The 17,002-nt window shown below is 75.0% G+C and carries 13 protein-coding genes and 2 pseudogenes; 8 read left to right on the top strand and 7 right to left on the bottom strand.

The annotated features are described in order from the left end of the window. The first annotated feature begins 118 nt into the window (after nucleotides 1-118). The 3 genes from ACZ7LB_RS21870 (at nucleotide 119) to ACZ7LB_RS21860 (ending at nucleotide 3,841) form a co-directional block, all read left to right on the top strand. The gene (locus ACZ7LB_RS21870; protein ID WP_471470449.1) at nucleotides 119-1,489 is read left to right on the top strand and encodes an MFS transporter; all 1,371 of its coding nucleotides are present in this window, start codon (nucleotides 119-121) and stop codon (nucleotides 1,487-1,489) included. 249 nt (nucleotides 1,490-1,738) lie between these two features. Beyond that, on the top strand, nucleotides 1,739-2,335 hold the full coding sequence (locus tag ACZ7LB_RS21865; RefSeq protein ID WP_471470447.1) for a threonine aldolase family protein: 597 nt from the start codon (nucleotides 1,739-1,741) through the stop codon (nucleotides 2,333-2,335). 729 nt (nucleotides 2,336-3,064) lie between these two features. Beyond that, nucleotides 3,065-3,841 carry a class I SAM-dependent methyltransferase gene (locus tag ACZ7LB_RS21860; RefSeq protein ID WP_471470445.1) on the top strand — a complete coding sequence of 259 codons (777 nt, stop codon included), beginning with the start codon at nucleotides 3,065-3,067 and terminating at the stop codon, nucleotides 3,839-3,841. A gap of 66 nt (nucleotides 3,842-3,907) precedes the next feature. Here ACZ7LB_RS21860 and ACZ7LB_RS21855 read toward each other — a convergent pair whose 3' ends face one another. Then, entirely contained in the window at nucleotides 3,908-4,243 is a 336-nt protein-coding gene (locus ACZ7LB_RS21855) for a hypothetical protein (protein WP_471470443.1), read from the bottom strand. A 765-nt stretch (nucleotides 4,244-5,008) separates the two neighbouring features. On the opposite strand from ACZ7LB_RS21855, the gene ypfJ reads away from it, so the two are divergent. Further along, nucleotides 5,009-5,893 carry a KPN_02809 family neutral zinc metallopeptidase gene (ypfJ, locus tag ACZ7LB_RS21850; protein ID WP_471470441.1) on the top strand — a complete coding sequence of 295 codons (885 nt, stop codon included), beginning with the start codon at nucleotides 5,009-5,011 and terminating at the stop codon, nucleotides 5,891-5,893. Between the two features lie 625 nt (nucleotides 5,894-6,518). After that, nucleotides 6,519-8,150 (top strand): amidase, encoded by a 1,632-nt coding sequence (locus ACZ7LB_RS21845; protein ID WP_471470439.1) that lies wholly within the window; start codon nucleotides 6,519-6,521, stop codon nucleotides 8,148-8,150. Between the two features lie 31 nt (nucleotides 8,151-8,181). Here ACZ7LB_RS21845 and ACZ7LB_RS21840 read toward each other — a convergent pair whose 3' ends face one another. From ACZ7LB_RS21840 to ACZ7LB_RS21830, 3 genes are all read right to left on the bottom strand, one after another. Beyond that, nucleotides 8,182-8,913 carry a response regulator gene (locus ACZ7LB_RS21840; protein ID WP_471470437.1) on the bottom strand — a complete coding sequence of 244 codons (732 nt, stop codon included), beginning with the start codon at nucleotides 8,911-8,913 and terminating at the stop codon, nucleotides 8,182-8,184. Further along, nucleotides 8,910-10,100: a sensor histidine kinase gene (locus tag ACZ7LB_RS21835; protein WP_471470435.1), complete on the bottom strand. Its 1,191-nt coding sequence runs from the start codon at nucleotides 10,098-10,100 to the stop codon at nucleotides 8,910-8,912. Before ACZ7LB_RS21835 ends, ACZ7LB_RS21840 begins: the two co-directional genes overlap by 4 nt. A 278-nt stretch (nucleotides 10,101-10,378) precedes the next feature. Beyond that, a complete protein-coding gene (locus tag ACZ7LB_RS21830; protein WP_471470433.1) occupies nucleotides 10,379-11,992 on the bottom strand; it encodes an alpha/beta fold hydrolase in 1,614 nt (537 codons plus the stop codon). A 343-nt stretch (nucleotides 11,993-12,335) separates the two neighbouring features. On the opposite strand from ACZ7LB_RS21830, the gene ACZ7LB_RS21825 reads away from it, so the two are divergent. After that, on the top strand, nucleotides 12,336-12,899 hold the full coding sequence (locus ACZ7LB_RS21825) for a pyridoxamine 5'-phosphate oxidase family protein (RefSeq protein ID WP_471470431.1): 564 nt from the start codon (nucleotides 12,336-12,338) through the stop codon (nucleotides 12,897-12,899). Nucleotides 12,900-12,917: 18 nt separating this feature from the next. On the opposite strand, the pseudogene ACZ7LB_RS21820 reads toward ACZ7LB_RS21825, so the two are convergent. Together ACZ7LB_RS21820 and ACZ7LB_RS21815 are read right to left on the bottom strand one after the other, a co-directional pair. Beyond that, nucleotides 12,918-13,284 (bottom strand): annotated as a pseudogene (locus tag ACZ7LB_RS21820) (nitroreductase family protein); the annotation flags it as partial. Nucleotides 13,285-13,294: 10 nt separating this feature from the next. Further along, nucleotides 13,295-13,591, bottom strand: a complete 297-nt coding sequence (locus ACZ7LB_RS21815) for a hypothetical protein (RefSeq protein WP_471470429.1) — start codon at nucleotides 13,589-13,591, stop codon at nucleotides 13,295-13,297. A gap of 53 nt (nucleotides 13,592-13,644) precedes the next feature. Here ACZ7LB_RS21815 and ACZ7LB_RS21810 point away from each other — a divergent pair, with 53 nt between their 5' ends. Beyond that, on the top strand, nucleotides 13,645-15,132 hold the full coding sequence (locus ACZ7LB_RS21810; protein ID WP_471470427.1) for a sensor histidine kinase: 1,488 nt from the start codon (nucleotides 13,645-13,647) through the stop codon (nucleotides 15,130-15,132). A gap of 77 nt (nucleotides 15,133-15,209) precedes the next feature. Then, nucleotides 15,210-15,902 (top strand): response regulator, encoded by a 693-nt coding sequence (locus ACZ7LB_RS21805; protein WP_471470425.1) that lies wholly within the window; start codon nucleotides 15,210-15,212, stop codon nucleotides 15,900-15,902. Here ACZ7LB_RS21805 and ACZ7LB_RS21800 read toward each other — a convergent pair. Further along, nucleotides 15,876-16,598, bottom strand: a pseudogene (locus ACZ7LB_RS21800) (phosphatase PAP2 family protein); the annotation flags it as partial. The gene ACZ7LB_RS21805 and the pseudogene ACZ7LB_RS21800 overlap by 27 nt on opposite strands. Nucleotides 16,599-17,002 lie beyond the last annotated feature (404 nt).

Here is a 17,002-nt window from a genome sequence, read left to right as displayed (position 1 = left end):
GGTCCCGGCCCCCGGCCCGGTCCGCGGGGCACGTCACGCCGGCCGCGAGACCTTCGCCGACCGGGAAGGAGCCCCCGCCCTCGCGCACGGCCCGGCACCGGCACCGCCCGAGGGGCGCGTGAAACGGCAGATGCCGCTGGTCATCTCCTGCACGGCGACCTTCCTCCTGCTGGCGTACGCCACGGTCGTGACCGTCGCGATGCCGGTGATCGCCGCCGATCTCCGCACCGGCTTCGCCACCCTGCAGTGGGTCATCGACATCTACACCATCGCCCTGGCCGCGCTCCTCGTCCCGCTGGGCACCCTCAGCGACAGGATCGGCAGGCGTTCCCTCCTCCTGTGGAGCCTCGTCGCGTTCGCCGCCGCCTCGCTCGCCTGCGCCTCGGCCCCCGGCGTCCTCGTGCTCGTCCTCGCCCGGCTGGTGCAGGGGACCGCCGCCGCCGCGCTGTTCGCCACCACCCTGCCGCTGCTCGACGCCTCCTACAGCGGCCGGGCCAGGCACCGTGCCTTTGCCGTCTGGGGGGCCGTGTCCGGACTGGCCGCCGCCGTCGGCAACGTCTCCGGCGGACTGCTCTCCGCCCTCGGCTGGCGCGCCGTCTTCGCCGCCGCCGTCCCCCTCGCGCTCGCCGCCGCGGTACTCACCGCGGTGTTCCTGCCCCGCGACCGGCCGGGCGGGCGCTCCCCGCTGAACGCCACCGGAATGGTCCTGCTCGGGGCTGCCGTCGGCGGACTCGTCGCCGCCACCCTCGTGTTCGCCGAGCACGGCCCCCACATGACCGCGACGACGGTTCTCGTGGCGTGCGCGTGCCTGGGCACCGTGTTCGTCGTCCATGAACGCCGCCGCCCGGACCGGGCGCTCATCGGCCCGGCGCTGGTCCGCAACCCCGTCTTCCGCACGACGGCCGTGGTCGCCGCCGCGTACTACTTCGCCGCCTTCGGCACGCTCCCGGCCGTCTCCTTCTGGCTCCAGGACGCACACGGCCTGGCCCCCGCGGCCGTCGCGCTGGTCCTCTCCGCGCAACCGGTGGCCTTCTTCCTCACCTCCGCGCTGTCCGGTGCCCGCCTCGGCCGGCTGGACCGGCGCGTCCCCTTCACGGCCGGTCTGGTGATCTGCGGTTCCGGATGCCTCGGCCTCGCACTGCCCGCGCTGGCACCCGGATGGCAGAGCATCCTGGCCGCGCTGGTCCTCACCGGTGTCGGCTCCGGGATCATCTCCCCCGTGCTGCCGGCCGCCGCCATGGACGGTGTGGCCCCGTCCCGGACGGGCGTCTCCTCCAGCGCGGTCAACGCGGCACGCCAGTTCGGGATCAGCCTCGGCATCGCCGCGTGCGCCGCCGCCGTACGCGTCCACCGGTCCGGTGACGACCCCGCCCGGTGGCCCCGCGCCCTGGTCACCATCGCCCTGGCCACCGCCCTGGTCTGCGCCGGGGCAACCGCGGCCGTGCTCCTCGGCCTGCGCCGCCGCCCGTCGCCGGACACGCCCGCGTAGCACCGTCCGGGCCCGGAGGGGAATCCCCCGCGCCCCGCGGCGGGCGGTGGCCCAAGCACCACCACCACCGCGGCGGCCGACGGCCCCCTCCGCCCCGGCCGGCGCGCGCCGGGACGGGGAGGACGGCGCGGCCGGAGCCCGCGATCGACCGATCACACCGGGCCGCGACCCCCGCGGTCCCGCCGCAGCACCGGGGGAGAGGGCATCGGCCCCGGCTCCCCCCGACACCGGCTACCAGGAAGGCCCTCCATGGACACCTCCGCCGACCCGGCCCCCACCAACCCCGCTTTCCTCAGCGACAACATGGCGGGGGCCTCGCCCGAGATGGTCCGGGCCGTCGCCGACGCGGCTGCCGGACAGGCCCCGCCGTACGGCAGGGACACCCTGACCGAAGCCGTCCGCCGCCGACTGAGCGCCGTATTCGAACGGAAGGCTTCCGTCTTCCTGGCCAACACCGGATCCGCCGCCAACGCCCTGGGCCTGGCCGCCCTCACCCGGCCGTGGAGCGGCGTGCTGTGCCACCCGGCCAGCCACATCAACAACAGCGAGTGCGGCGCTCCCGAGTTCTTCACCGACGGCGCCAAGCTGCTCGCCGTTCCGGGCGACGACAGCAAGATCGACCCCGACGCCCTGGAGCGGGCGGCGCGCCACCGGGCCGGTGATGTGCACAGCGTGCAGCCGTCCGTGCTGAGCATCAGCCAGGCCACGGAGAGCGGCAGCGTCTGCACCCTCGGGGAGATCCACCGCCTGGCCGGCATCGCCAAGGACGCCGGCCTGCGCGTCCACATGGACGGTGCGCGCTTCGCCAACCCCCTGGAACACTCGGCGCCACCCCCGCCGAGATGAACTGGAAGGCCGGCGTCGACGTGCTCTCGTTCGGGGCCACGAAGAACGGCGCGATGACCGCCGAAGCGATCGTCTGCTTCGATCCGGCACTGACCGGCGAACTCACCTTCCGCGTCAAGCGGGCCGGGCAACTCGCCTCCAAGATGCGCTTCCAGGCCGCCCAGATGCAGGCATACCTCACCGATGGCCTCTGGCTGCGCAACGCCCGCCGGGCCAACGCCATGGCCGCACGGCTCGGCGACGGCCTCAAGACCATGGCCGGCACCGACCTGCTGGCCACCCCACAGGCCAACATCATCTTCTGCCGCCTGCCCGAGCAGACCATCGACGCACTCCTCGCGGAGGGCTACACCTTCTACCGGGGCGCTGGGGACCGGGGATCGTCCGGCTCGTCGCCGCCTTCTCCCACACCCCTGACGGCATCGACCGGTTCCTCGACGCGATCCGCCACCACGCCCGCTGACCCCGCGGCCACGGACCGCTCCGGCGCACGGCGGGCATCACACACCAGGGCCTCCGGGCACCGCGGGACAGCCGGTCCGGTGCGCGGGAGCGGCCCCGCGCGCTCAGCGCTGACGTGCTCAGGGGCCCGGCCGGGGGAACGTACCGCCGACGGCCCCCGCCCCGCCCGCACAACCGGCTTGGCCTCCCGGACAGCTCCATTGCAGGATGTCCGCAGGATCCCGGACGGGACACGCCCGTCCGCCCGGACATCACCCCGAGGAACCCATGCACTCCCGCTTCGACGACACCGCCTGGCGCTACGGCCCGCTGGCCACCCTGTTCTACGAACTCGACAAGCCGGTCGGCACCTCGTTCGGAGACGTCGAGTTCTACGCCGACCGCCTGCGGAACGTGTCCGGCCCCGTCCTGGAACCCGCCGTGGGAACCGGCCGCGTCCTGATCCCCCTGCTCGAACAGGGGCTGGACGTACGCGGATACGACACCTCGGCCGCCATGCTGGAGCAGTGCCGCCTCAACTGCGCCCGGCGCGGGGTGCGGGCCGAACTGTCCGAGGGCGACATGACCACGCACCACGCCCCGGGGGCCTACGAGGCGATCGTGATCCCCACGGGGTCCTTCGCCCTGCTGCCCGATCAGGCGAGCGCGCGGACCGCGCTCGCCGCCATGCACGGGAACCTGGCCCCGGGAGGACGGCTGATCGTCGACGTCGAACCGCCGTCCACGGGCACGGCCCCCGACGACGGACCGGTCCGCCACCACTGGAGCGGCGACAACCTCATCACCCTCACCACCTGGCGCACCCACGTGGACCCGGTCGCCCAGCGCACCACCCGCTGGCTCCGCTACGAAGCCTGGCGGAGCGGCGCCCTGACGCGCACCGAACTCCAGGTCTTCTCCCTGCTGTGGTTCGGGCTGGCCGAGTTCACCGCCATGCTGCACCGGGCGGGCTTTGCCCGGGTCGGTGTCCACGGCGGCTACCGGGCGGGCACCGCGCCGACCGCCGCGGACGACGTGTGGACCTTCGAGGCCACCCGCGCGTAGCGAACCCGCCCCCCGTTTCCCACCCGCCCCCGGACGAACCCGGCGGGGCCGCCGCGGAGCGCGCGCTCAGGCGGAGGACGCGGCCGGGACCCGCATGCCGAGCCACTGCTCGGCGCCCCGGGCGGGGAACCGCACCACCTCGGCGAACCCCGGTTCCGCCACGAGACGCGTCGAACGGACGTTGCCGGTACGGGTGGTGGGCACCACCGGCTCGCCGGGACGGACGCCGCCGGACCGGCCGAGTGCCACCGCGCACGCCTCGGCGGCGTAGTCAAGGCCGCCGCCCGCGCCCTCGGCGCAGCCCCCGCCCCCGACCCCGGCGCCTCCCCTCCAGCGCGTCACCACCGCGCTGAACCCCTTCATCCGCACCGGACAGGCCCAGGGCGACGTCCACCCCGGCATCACCCTCGCCGGCCTCCACCCGCTCCTCGGCAACGCCCCCACCCGGCGCGCCCCCGACACCACCGCCCGCCGGCTCACCCTCGTCCTGCCCGGCCTCACCACCCGGGCCCGCCCCGGCACCGCCATGCGACACCGGACGAAGCCCGGGCCCGCCCGCCACCGCGGCAGGACGCAGACACCGCGCGCACCGTCCCCTCCGGCGCCACCGGCACGGCCGGACGGGGAGCCAAGGACGCCCGCCCGCGCCACGACACGGTTCACCGGGCTCCTCACCGCCGGCCGCACCCCGCCGGCCCCCGGCTTCGCGGACTCCACCACGAGGACTTCACCGACCTCACCGCGCCCCGGGAGGAACCGGCCGGCCACGACGGCCGCTCCTCCCGCCCGGGCACCTCCTCCACCGGGAGCGCGGAACACCGGACGGCCGCCGCGCTCGGCGCGGTTCACCGCGCGGTTCACCGGGCCCACCGGTTCGCGCGCCGACGAATCCGAACGGCTCGACCGACGGATCCGGCCGCGCCCCGCTCCAGCCCCGCCCCGCCGGGCCCGCCGACGGCCCGCGACGACCGCTGAGCCCGGACGGGCTGCGGACCACCGCGTGCGCGCGGGCGGCCCGCCCCGCAGGGCCCGGGGGCACGCCCGCGCACCCGGAAACCGGCGGCGCCCCCCGTGGGACGCGCGGCCGCGCCTTCCCCATTCGCGCGACCGGTCCGCGGCACCGGGCAGAATGGGGGCGATCACCAACCCCCAGGAGACGGACGACCCATGGAATTCCGCGACGACGTGGATCTTGATGCCTCCCAGGTCGATGACCGCGGCAGCGGCGGCGGCCGCATACCCGGAGGCGGGCTCACCATCGGCGGCGGCCTCGTCGGCGTCGTCGTCCTGGTCGTCGCACTGTTCCTGGGCGTCAACCCGGCCAATCTCCTGAACGGCGACGACTCGGCCCCCGCCGCCTCCCAGCCGGGTGAGAACCTGAACGAGAAGTGCCGCAAGGGCAGCGACGCCAACCAGTCGGAGAAATGCCGCGTGGTGGGCGTCGTCAACAGCATCCAGCGCTACTGGCAGGGCGCTCTTCCCGAGCACTTCCAGCAGACCTACAGCAAGGCCGGCACCACCCTGGTGTCCGGCACCTGGAGCACCGGATGCGGCCGGGCCACCTCCGCCATGGGCCCGTTCTACTGCCCGGCCGACCGCGGCGTCTACCTCGACCTCGGCTTCTTCCGGGAACTGGAGGACCGCTTCGGCGCCAAGGGCGGACCCTTCGCGCAGGCGTACGTCATCGGCCACGAGTACGGGCACCATGTGCAGAACCTGCTGGGCACCATGAACCGCGCCGGCCGGGACCGTACGGGAGCCGACAGCGGCTCGGTCCGGCTGGAACTCCAGGCCGACTGCTACGCCGGCGCCTGGGCCAAGAACGCCGTCACCACCGGCTTCTTCGAGGCACCGTTCACCGACTCCGACATCCGCGAGGGCCTCGACGCCGCGGAGGCCATCGGCGACGACCGCATCCAGGAACGCACCCAGGGCCGCGTCGACCCGGAGAGCTGGACCCACGGCAGCTCGCGGCAGCGGGTCCACTGGTTCACCACCGGGTACACCACGGGCTCCCCGGCCCGCTGCGACACCTTCACCGGCGCCGTCTGACCCGTCACCAGGACCCCGGCCGGTCCTCCCGGACCTCGAAGCCCGTCGCACCCCCTGAACCCGGACGGTGCGACGGCCACCGGGCTCCGCCCGGTGGATCACCGGCGGAGCCCGAGCCGGACCACTTCGGCGGTGACGGTGCGACGGAGGACATGGGCCCGCTCACCGTGAGCGGCGGCCACGCACCCCCCCGGCCGCGGTGGAGGCGGACGGCTGCCGCGCGAACGAGAAGCACCAGCCCCTCCCGCCGGCGCACCCGCCCCTCCCGCCGGGCAGCCCACTCCGCGCACCCGCACGACGCCGCACCCGCACGACGCCGCACCCGCGCCACCCCGCGCACCGCACCCCGGCCGCACACCCTCGCCGCGCCCCCGCCGCCGCGGGGAACCACCGGCGGCGGAGCCCGACGAACGCGGCCCCGGCCGCGAAGCCGCTGACCCGTGTACGGCGTTGCTCCTGGGAGCACGCCCCCAGGAGTTCCCGAACGACCCCGCTGAATCAGGAGCCTGCTCACTGTCGGGGACCACACCGCCGAACCTACTGTTCCTGCTCCAGGAAGACGTACGACGTGCCGCCGCCCGGCCCAACGGCAGGAAGACGGCACGTCAGGGAGTAAGGAGTCACTGTGCGACCGAAGGTCCGGACCACGCTGCGCTGCGCCCTGGCAGCCGCTGCGGCAACCGGTTTGACCGTTTCCCCGGTGGCTCAGGCCAACCAGACCACCCGCGCCGGAACCCGGCCCCCCACGGTGCGGGCAGCGCACCTGGAGCACATGACCATTCCCGACATCCAGCGCGCGATGGCCCATGGACGGCTCACGTCGCAGCAGCTCACCGATCTGTACCTGAAGCGGATCCGCCGGCTGAACCCCGGGCTCAGGGCCGTGGTCACGGTCAACCCCGACGCGAGGGACATCGCCCGGGCCAGCGACCAGACGCGCCGAACCCACGGGGCACGGGGGCCGCTGGAGGGAATCCCGGTGCTGCTGAAGGAGAACATGAACACCGCCGACCGCCAGCCGACCACGGCCGGTTCGACCGCGCTCCTCGGCGCGCGGCCGGACCGGGACGCGCAGGTGGTGAAGCGGCTGCGCGCCGCCGGAGCCGTGATCCTCGGCAAGGCGAACATGACGGAGTGGGCCAACTTCCGTGACCCGTACGCCGTAGCGGGCTGGAGCGCGGTCGGCGGGCTGACCCGGAACCCGTACGTCCTGGACCGCAGCGCCGCCGGGTCCTCCAGCGGTTCGGCCGCCGCCGCTGCCGCGAACCTCGCCACGGTGACGCTCGGCACCGACACCGGCGGCTCCATCGTCGACCCGGCGGGCCTGACGTCCACCGTCGGCATGCGCCCCACGCTGGGGACGGCGAGCCGGACCGGCATCGTGCCGATCTCCTCCCGTCACGACACCCCGGGCCCCCTGGCCCGCAACGTCACCGATGCCGCCCTCACCCTGTCCGTGATCAGCGGCCCCGACCCCGCCGACCCGGACACCGCCACCGCCGGGACCCTGCCCGCCGACATCGGCGGATTCCTGGACCGGGGCGCGCTGCGCGGCAGGCGCATAGGCGTGTGGCGCGCGGGCCACACCGGCGTGGACCACGACGTCGACCGGGTCTTCGAGGCGACCGTGCGCGAACTGGAGGCGCTGGGCGCGACCGTGGTCGAGGGCGCCGACGTGACCGAACCGGAGGAACTGCTCAGCCACCTCCTGCCGGCGCTGCTCTCCGAGTTCAAGCACGACATCAACGCCTACCTCGCCGCCACGCCCGGCTCCCACCCGAAGGACCTGGCCGGCCTCATCGCGTACAACGAGAACCACCCCCGCGCCGAACGGATGGACTGGTTCGGGCAGATGTACTTCACGGAGGCGCAGAAGAACGGCGCCGGCCTGGAGGATCCGGCGTACCGGGCACATCGTGCCGCTGCCACCGGCCTCGCCCGCCGCTCGATCGACGACGTGCTGAGGACGAAGAGGCTGGACGCGATCGTCACCCCCACCGCCCTGCCCGCACCGGCGGCCGACCACCAGTTCAAGGACGGGGACACGAACCCGTTCGCCAGCACCACCAACAGCTCCGTCGCCGCGGGCTACCCCCAGATCAGCGTCCCCGCCGGATACACCGCCGAGGGACTCCCGCTCGGCGTGACCTTCCTCGGCACCAGGGCGAGCGACGCCCGACTCCTCGGCTACGCGTACGCCTTCGAGCAGGCGACGCAGGCCCGGAGGACGCCGCGCTACCTGCCCACCACCGGCTGAGCCCGCCGTCCCCCGCCGCCGCCCGCCCCCGTCACCCGTGCTCGCCCGCCCTCACCAGACCCACCTCGTAGGCGGCGATCACCGCCTGCGCCCGGTCACGGACCCGGAGCTTCGCGAAGAGCGCGGTGATGTGGTTCTTCACCGTCGACGGACTGATGAACATCTCCGCGGCGATCGCCGTGTTGCCCAGGCCGGTGGCGATCAGCCGCCACACCTCGCGCTCGCGCGGCGTCAGCCCGGCCAGGACGCCCGCGGGCACGGCCCCGGCGGCGGGCTCCGCGGGGTGCCGCGGGACCGTCACGTACGAGGAGATCAGACGGGTCAGCAGGCGCGGGGCGACCACCGCCTCGCCGGTGCGGACCACGTGCAGCGCCGTGACCAGTTCCTCGGGCGAGACGTCCTTGGGCAGGAAGCCGCAGGCGCCCGCGCGCAGCGCGGCCACCACGTACTCGTCCAGGTCGAAGGTGCTCAGCGCGAGGACCCGGCAGTCCGGCACCTCCCGGGCGAGCCGTCCCGTGGCGGCGATGCCGTCCAGGCCCGGCATCCGGATGTCCATGACCACGACATCGGGCCGCAGCCGCCGCGCGAGTTCCACGGCCCGCGCGCCGTCGGCGGCCTCGCCGACGACCTCAACGGTGGGTTCGGGCCCGAGCATGAGCACCAGACCATGGCGTACCAGGAGTTGGTCATCGGCGATCAGCACCCGGATGACCGAGGGACCCGCCGCCCCCGCCCCGCTCCCACCGTCCGCCGCCCCGCTCATCGCGGCGCCCCCTCGTCCGCCGGCAGCGGCAGCCGGGCCGCGACCCGGTAGCCCCGGCCCTCGCGCCGGCCCGTCTCCAGCGACCCCCCGTGCAGCGCGACGCGTTCACGCATGCCGATCAGGCCGTACCCGCAACCGGCCACGGACACGAAGCCCTCCGCCGTCCCGTCCCCGCCGTCCACCACCTCCACCGTCGTCTCACGCTCCCCGTACGTGAGACACACACGCGCACGGGCACCGCTCCCGGCGTGCTTGCGGGTGTTCGTCAGCGCCTCCTGCACGACACGGAACACCGTCAGCTCCATACCGGCAGGCAACTGCCGTAAGACGCCCCGCACTTCGAACTCCGTGGGCAGGCCCGCCGCACAGGACTCGGCGACGATCCGCTCCAGGTCCGCGACGCCCGGATGGGGCACGGTCGTCATCTCCCGCGCCTCCCCGTCGGCCCGCAGCACGTCGAGGAGCTGCCGCATCTCGTGCAGCGCGGTCCGGCCCAGGCCCTCCAGGGTGACGAGGGCATCCCGCACGACCTCCGGGTTCCGGTCCAGATTGGCGCGGGCACCGCCCGCCAACAGCCGCATCGTCGTGACGTGATGGGCGACGATGTCGTGCATCTCGCGGGCGATACGGCGCCGCTCGTCGGCCACGGCCCGCTCGGCCAGCAGCCTGCGGTTCGCCTCCACCTCCTGCTGCCAGCGATTGACCACGAGCCCGGCCACGACCACGAACAGCACACCTACGCAGTTCCCCGCCAGATTCAGGAACGAGGCCCGCGACCAGGGCACCTGCCCGGCCAGGGGCAGCACCGCACTCACCAGGGACGCCGGCACGTACACGGCCGGACCCCGCAGACGCACGAGGGAGTAGAGGGCGACGATCATGGCGGCGTTGAAGCCCTGCCCCACCGGCCAGCTCAGATGGACGGCGAGCCCGACGGCCAGGACGGCGACGAAGGTGAGCACCGGGGCCCGCCGCCGAAGGAGGAGCACCAGGACGGACACCGCCATCAGCAGACAGCCGGCCACGGGGACGAACCCCTGCACATCCTGGCTGGTGAGGACGAAGCCGATCAGGTCCAGAGCCGCCGCACCGACCGCGACGAGGGCGTCGTCACGGGTCCGGGGCAGGCTCTCGCCGGAAAACGTCCTGCTCCGCCCCGCGACGGGCGCGGCAGGGATTGGGGGCATGGTGTTCCTTCCTCAGCCCTTTCTCGACACCTCGACATACATTCTTCCCGGGCTCCGGCCCACGTCATGGGGCCCGAGGACGATCCCGCCCTGGGAGCAGGATCCCGGTCGGCGCCCCACGGCACCGCACGGCCGGCCACCCTCCGCGCCGAGCCCCGCACCGGGCCCTCCCCCCACGCCCCGCCCGCCCGGAGGCGCCGGTCCGCGCACACGCCGCGAGGCCGCTCTGCGTACGGGCCCGGGCGACCCGTGTCGGCCACAGCACGCGCCCCGGCCCGCTACCGGCGAGCGCACACCGGGTCCGTGTCCGGCAGACGGCCGCCGGCGAGATAGGCGTTGACCGCGTCGTCGACGCACGCGTTGCCGTAGAGGCCGTAGAGCCCGTGCTGGTCGGCACCTTCGAGGGTCAGCAGACGTGAGCCGGTCAGCATCCGGTGCAGGGCGACGCTGTCACGGTGCGGCGTGCGGGGGTCTCCGGTGGCGGAGAGGATCAGCACCCGCGCACCGACGCGCACCTCGGTGGGCGCCTCGCGCGGAGCGCCCCAGAAGGCACAGGGGCTGATGTTGCCGAGCAGCGGACCGAGCAGCGGGTGCCCGGCGCGCCCGGCCTCGATCCGGCGCCAGTAGTACTCGGGACCGCGCGGCGCGGCACGGTCCGCGCACAGGACGGCCTGCGTGGCGCTGCCGCTCGGTGATCCCTGCGGGCCGAACAGCAGCCGCAGCAGCGCGGTGGCGGGGGCCGAGGGGGTGACCGGCAGCCCCTCGGCGGCCTCCGCGAGCATCGCCATCTGCTCGGCGAGGGCCGACCGCTGCCGGTCGGAATCGCCCACGAGACCGATGAAGAACAGCACCGGCACCCGGGTGTCGTCGAGCCGGAAGACCTCGTCGCCGGTGCCGACGACGAGCGGGCGGGCCGCCGCGGTCGCCACGGTGCGCAGGATTCCGGCGGTCACCTCCTCCCGGGTCCGCCCGAGCCCGTACGTGCCGTGGCGCCGTGCCGTCCAGCGCGCCCAGTCGGCGAAGGCCCGCTCCTGCCCGGGCAGTTGGTTCGGCAGGAGCGCGGGGCCGGAGTGGCGCGGATCCGGCGCGCCGTCCAGGACCATCCGGTCGAAGCGACCGGGGAACATCTGGGTGTACACCGTGCCGAGGTGGGCGCCGTAGGACAGACCGACGAACGAGATCCTCCGCTCGCCGAGCGCGCCCCGGACCACGTCCAGGTCCCGGGCCGCGTCGCGGGTGCCCGCGTACGGCAGCAGGTCGCCGGCCGCCGCCCGGCACCTGGCGGCGAGGTCCCGGTGGAGGGCGACCTGGCGTTCGAAGGAGGCGCGGCCCGACCCGGCGGAGAGAAGCCCGCCGACCGGCCAGCCGCAGTCGATCTGCCCGCTGCGCCCGACGAAGCGCGGGTCCAGCCCGACGATGTCGAAGCGGGCGGCGGTCTCCTTGAGCGCGGTGTGCACCCGGGGCGGCGCCCCGATCGTCGGTGCGCCGGGACCGCCGTCGTTGAGCAGCAGCGCACCGATCCGGTGGCGGCCGTCGGTGGCCCTGATCCGGGAGAGCGCCAGCGTGACGGTGCGCCCGCCGGGGTCGCCGTAGTCCAGCGGCACCGTGACCTCCGCACAGCGGGCACCGGCCCGTTCCAGCGCCGCGCCCTCCCGGTCGTCCGGGCCCAGGACGCAGCTGCGCCAGTCAAGACGCTGCCCGTAGTAGCGTCCGAGCCCGTGAACGGCGCCACCCACCGGGGCGGCCGGGCCGACGGTGACGGCCAGACAGGCCGCGAGCGCGAGGCCCGCCATGACGGTACGCCGACCGGCGCGGGGCCGCCGGGCCGCGGGGGCGGTGCGCCGGTAGCGGGGGCCGGCCATGACGACTTTCCGGCGGCGTGGTTTCTCCATGGGAACAGCAGAACAGCCCCGGTGCTGGAATCATCGGCACGGCGGCCGGGGAACCGACGGAATCGCCCAACCGCCGCCACCGCACACTCGCAGGAGACGGAACGGGAGTGGCAACCGCAGAGCGGAGCACACGCACACCAACGGACGTCCACCCCCGGCGGCATGATGCCGGCCGGCCCTGCCCGCGTCGGCCGCGGCCCCGTCCGGCGCCGGGCGAAGGGCACGGACGCCGGTGCCGTCGCGGCACCGCCCGGGGCCGCCCGTTCCGACGCCCGGCAGGCACCCCGAGCCTCCCCACGGGCCGCGTGGCCTTCGTTGCAAAAGGGAGCGAAAGGAAATCCGCATGACTACGAAACAGCCCAGGACCGAGCTCGACGCACGCTACAGCTCCGCGCTCGACCCGCGCCCGGGCACCAAGGACGTCACCGCCACCGACTGGGCCGAGACCGAGCGTCGGTTGCGGGCCGCCGAGATCTTCTGGATCACCACGGTGCGCCCGGACGGCCGGCTGCACGTCACGCCCCTGATCGCCGCCTGGCACGAGGGGGCGCTGTACTTCAGCACCGGGCCGGGAGAGCAGAAGGCGAAGAACCTGGCCGGTAATCCCCACTGCGCACTCACCACCGGGCACAACTCGCTCTCCGAGGGCCTCGACATCGTGATCGAGGGCACGGCCGAGCGGGTGACGGATCCGGCGCGGCAGAACGGGGCCATCGCCGCGTTCGAGGCGCAGTACGGGGACCACATCACCTCCCCGGAGGGGACCTTCCACGGCTTCGGCGACGGTATCCGCAAGGGCGACGGCCTGCTGTTCGCGGTGACACCCGGCACGGCGTACGGCTTCGGGCACGACGGCCGGGTGTTCAGCCACACCCGCTACACCTTCCAGGACCTGCCCGACGATTGATCTCCCGGTGGGCCGGCCCACCGTTTCCGCCATGTCCGCTCGCCCGGTACGCGGCTTCGGCACGCCCTCTTCCTCAGACCCCGCCGAGATGCCGCAGAACAGTACGAGACCGCCGTCGGCGCCGACGGCCCGGCCGACGGTCTCGCGGTACATGGTCCACATCACCCGGGGACAGCGGTGCAGCCCTTCCGCTCTCAGCGGCAGCATGCCCGTCCGCAGGTACGTTCCCGCGTCACCCCACTGCCCGGGCCCCGTCGTCCGGCCGAGGCAGCAGAACAGGACCACCGGCGCCCCGAACGCCCCCGAGTTCGAGGCAGCGACCATCCGGGGCCGGCCCGGGGCCGTCGCGCTCGACCCCCAGCGCTTCGTGCCGTTGGACGGCCGCGCGGCCTGCTTCACCGGAGTCCGGAAGCGGCCGCGCGCGCCGCCTCCAGCTCGGCCACCGGCCGCCCGACCCGCTTGTTCCGGACCCGCCCGAAGCTGTTGCCCCACATCATGTGCAGCTGGTCCGTCCCGCCGGAGGCCGGCACCACCTCCGGGACGTCGGACGAGCCGGCCCTGCCCGACAGGACGGCCACCCGCACCTCCCGGATGTCCGCCCGCGCGTGGCGGCGGAAGCCGAGCCGGAGCCGCTCGAAGCGTACGAAGCGGACGAAGCCGGGAGCGGCGGGCGGGGGCTCCGCATGCGGCAAGGACGACTTTCGGCAGTGTCGGGGGATCCGCCCGGCTGCGTACCGTCGTGCGGGTGAAGACAGAGTTCATCGACAGCAGGGTCCGGCGGGTCCCGCGTGCCCCCCGGCGTACCGCCCGCGCCGCCGCCCCCCGGGCCGTGCCGTCCGTCGTCCCCGGCGGCCTGCTGACCGTCGCCGCGGCGGCCTGCGTCGGGCTGAGCGCCGTCAGCCTGTGGTGGGCCCTGCCCGCGGCCGTGACGGCGTTCTTCGCCGGCCGGGAGCCGGGCGGGGCCGGGCCCGCGCTCCTGGTCCTCGCCGCGGTCGTCGCCGGCGGGGTGGTCGCGGTGGCGATGGTGCCGGCCTGGCTGCTCATGGCGGGGCGGTACGTCGCCGTGGTGTCGGTGGCGGCGATGCTGCCCTGGTTCGCCGGGCGGTTCTGGCGCCAGTACCAGGAACTCGTCCGGGCCGGCTGGGAACGGGCCGGCCGGCTGGAGCGCGAGCAGCGACTCGTCGCTGAGCAGGCACGCTCGCGGGAACGGGCCCGGATCGCCCAGGACATGCACGACGTCATCGGCCACGACCTGAGCCTCATCGCCCTGTCGGCGGGCGCCCTCAAACTGGCCCCGGGACTGGACGAGCCCCAGCGGGCGGCGGCGGGCGAGATCCGGGCCCGGGCGGCAGCGGCGGTGGAACGGCTCGGCGAGGTGATCGGCATCCTCCGCGAGGAGACGGACGAGGAACCGCCGCGGGCGTCCGACGCCGGCATCCCCCGCCTGGTCGACGACGCCGCAGCCGCCGGGCTCGTGGTCGAACTGCGGATCGACGGCGACGCCGACGGCTCGGGAGCGCCCGGGACCGTCGCGCGGGCCGCCCACCGCGTCGTTCAGGAGGCCCTGACCAACGCCGCCAAGCACGCGCCGCAGGCACCGGTGAGCGTGCGCGTGACGTACACCGCCGAGGAGACCGCGGTCCACGTCCGCAACGGCCGCGCCCCCGCACGCGGCGGTCCGGAATCCGTACCGGGCACCGGACGGGGCCTGACCGGGCTGGACGAAAGGGTCCGGCTGGCAGGCGGCACCTTCGCGTACGGTCCGTGCGAGGACGGCTTCGAGGTCACCGCACGGCTGCCGCACACCCCGTCCGCCCGCCGCCCGGCGTCGGCGGCACCCCGGGAGCCGGCACCGGCACTGCCCCAGGAGCACCGCCGCGCCCGCGGCCGGGCCCGGCGGGCCCTGGTGACCGCGATCGTGCTGCCCCTGGTGGCATGGGCGGCACTGAGCGCCGCACTCATGGGCTGGGACGTCCACTCCTCGCGGCAGTCCGTGCTGGACCCGGGCGACTACGCCCGGCTGAGGGTGGGACAGGACCGGGACACACTGCGCGGACTGCTGCCCGAACGCGAGACCACCCAACGGCAGGTGGGAGGCGAACCACGGGGGAACGGCGTCACGTGCGCCTACTACGCGATGACGGCGGACCGCTTCGACGACCGGTCCGGAGACGCGTACCGGCTCTGCTTCCGCGACGGCAGGCTGACGTCCAAGGAGGCACTGACCCCGTGAACCCGCCGCACCCGCCACGCCCGCCGCACTCCGCCCGTACCCCGCACACCCGCCCGGAAGGGAATGGTGACCGCCCGATGATCCGGGTACTGATCGCCGACGACGAGCCGATGATCCGCAGGGGCGTGCGCTCCGTGCTGTCCATCGACCCGGAGATCGACGTCGTCGCCGAGGCGGGCGACGGGCACGAGGCCGTGGAACTGGCCCGCCGCCACCGCCCCGCCGTCGCCGTGCTCGACATCCGGATGCCGGGGACGAACGGCATCGAGGCGGCGGCCGAGATCCGGCGCACCGTACCGCAAACCGCGGTGGTGATGCTCACGACCTTCGGCGAGGACGACTACATCCTCCGGGCACTGGGGGGCGGCGCCACCGGATTCCTGATCAAGTCGGGCGAACCCGAGGAACTGATCGCAGGGGTGCGCGCGGTGGCCGACGGCGCCGCCTATCTCTCACCGAAGGTCGCGGCCCGGGTCGTCGCCCATCTGTCGGAGACCGGGGCGGGCGTCCGGGCCGAACGCCGCGCCGCCGCCCGGGAACGCGTCCGTTCCCTCACCGCCCGGGAACACGATGTGCTCGTCCTGCTCGGCGGCGGGCTGTCCAATGGGCAGATCGCCCGGCGCCTCCACGTGGTGGAAGGCACGGTCAAGGCGCATGTGAGCTCCATCCTGGCCCGGCTGGGGGTGGAGAACCGCGCCGCCGCGGCGGTCGCCGCCCACGAGGCCGGAATCGTCCCGCCCGCGGCGGCCGGACCGCCGCCCGAGCGCTGAGGCCGCCGTCCGGGCGAGCGGCAGGAACGCCAGCAGCACGGCCCCGACCACCGCCGCCGCAAGAAGCGCACCGGCGAGCACGTCGTGCGGATAGTGCACGCCCACCACGACCCGCAGCAAGGCCGCGGCCCCGGCCAGCGGCAGGACGACGGCCATCAGACGGGGCCGCAGCGCGGCCAGCCCGACCGCGAGGCCGGCGGCCAGCGTGGCGTGGTTGCTCGGGAAGGACCAGTCGCCGGGCGGCGGGCACTCGGCCACCGCCTCCGCCGCACCGTCCAGGACCCGGCAGGGCCGTGCCTCGTCCACCACCAGCTTCACCGCCTCGCTGATCGCGTAGGCGAGCACGGTGCCGACGCCGGTGAGCACCGCGCCGCCCGACAGCCGGGCCTCCCCGCGCCGGACCGCGCCCCACCACACCCGGACCAGCAGCAGCCCGAGCACCACCAGGGTGCCCTCGGTGGCGGCCCCCAGCAGCGGCGCCGCCCACGACGGGGCATCCGCCACCGCGTCGGTCACCGACCGGTACACGGACACGGAGACACCGTCCCGCACCCGCACCGCCTCGTCCGTGCCCCAGCCGCCGGGCGCGAGCCCCACCACGCCGAGCGCCCCCGCCGCCAGGACGGCACAGGCGAGCAGCGGCCGCGCCCCGCCCTGCTCTCCCGCACCCCGGGCCCCGCCTCCGGTGCCCCTCATCGCTCGGTTCCGGGCCCGGCCCCCGGCCGCGCCTGCGCTCATCGCTCTCTTCATACGAGCGAACCTAGGAGCCGGACGCACGGCGAATCCCGGCCGAACGGAAGGCATCACCCCCGACTTTCGCCGGGTGCCGAACAGCGGCCCGCCCCGGCCCTGTTGCCCGACACGGCCGACCTGCACGCCACGCACACACGGGCGTCCCGGGGCCGTCATGACGGGGCCTCGAAGCGGTGCCGATGACGGACCGGGCCCCGGCCGGCCCCCGCGCGTACGCGCGAGAACCCCCCGCCCCGGGGCGGTCACCGCCCGGCCCCGCCGCGGAAGCCCCGGCTGCGCGGTCCGCCGTTGCCGGGGAGAGGGCCCGGCAACGGCGTCGGGCACGCCCCGCGCCCCGGCCCGCGGCT

This window comes from Streptomyces sp. NPDC107521 (assembly GCF_055598485.1).
The sequence above is the reverse complement of the archived record's forward strand: the minus strand, read 5'-3'. Positions and strand labels throughout refer to the sequence as shown.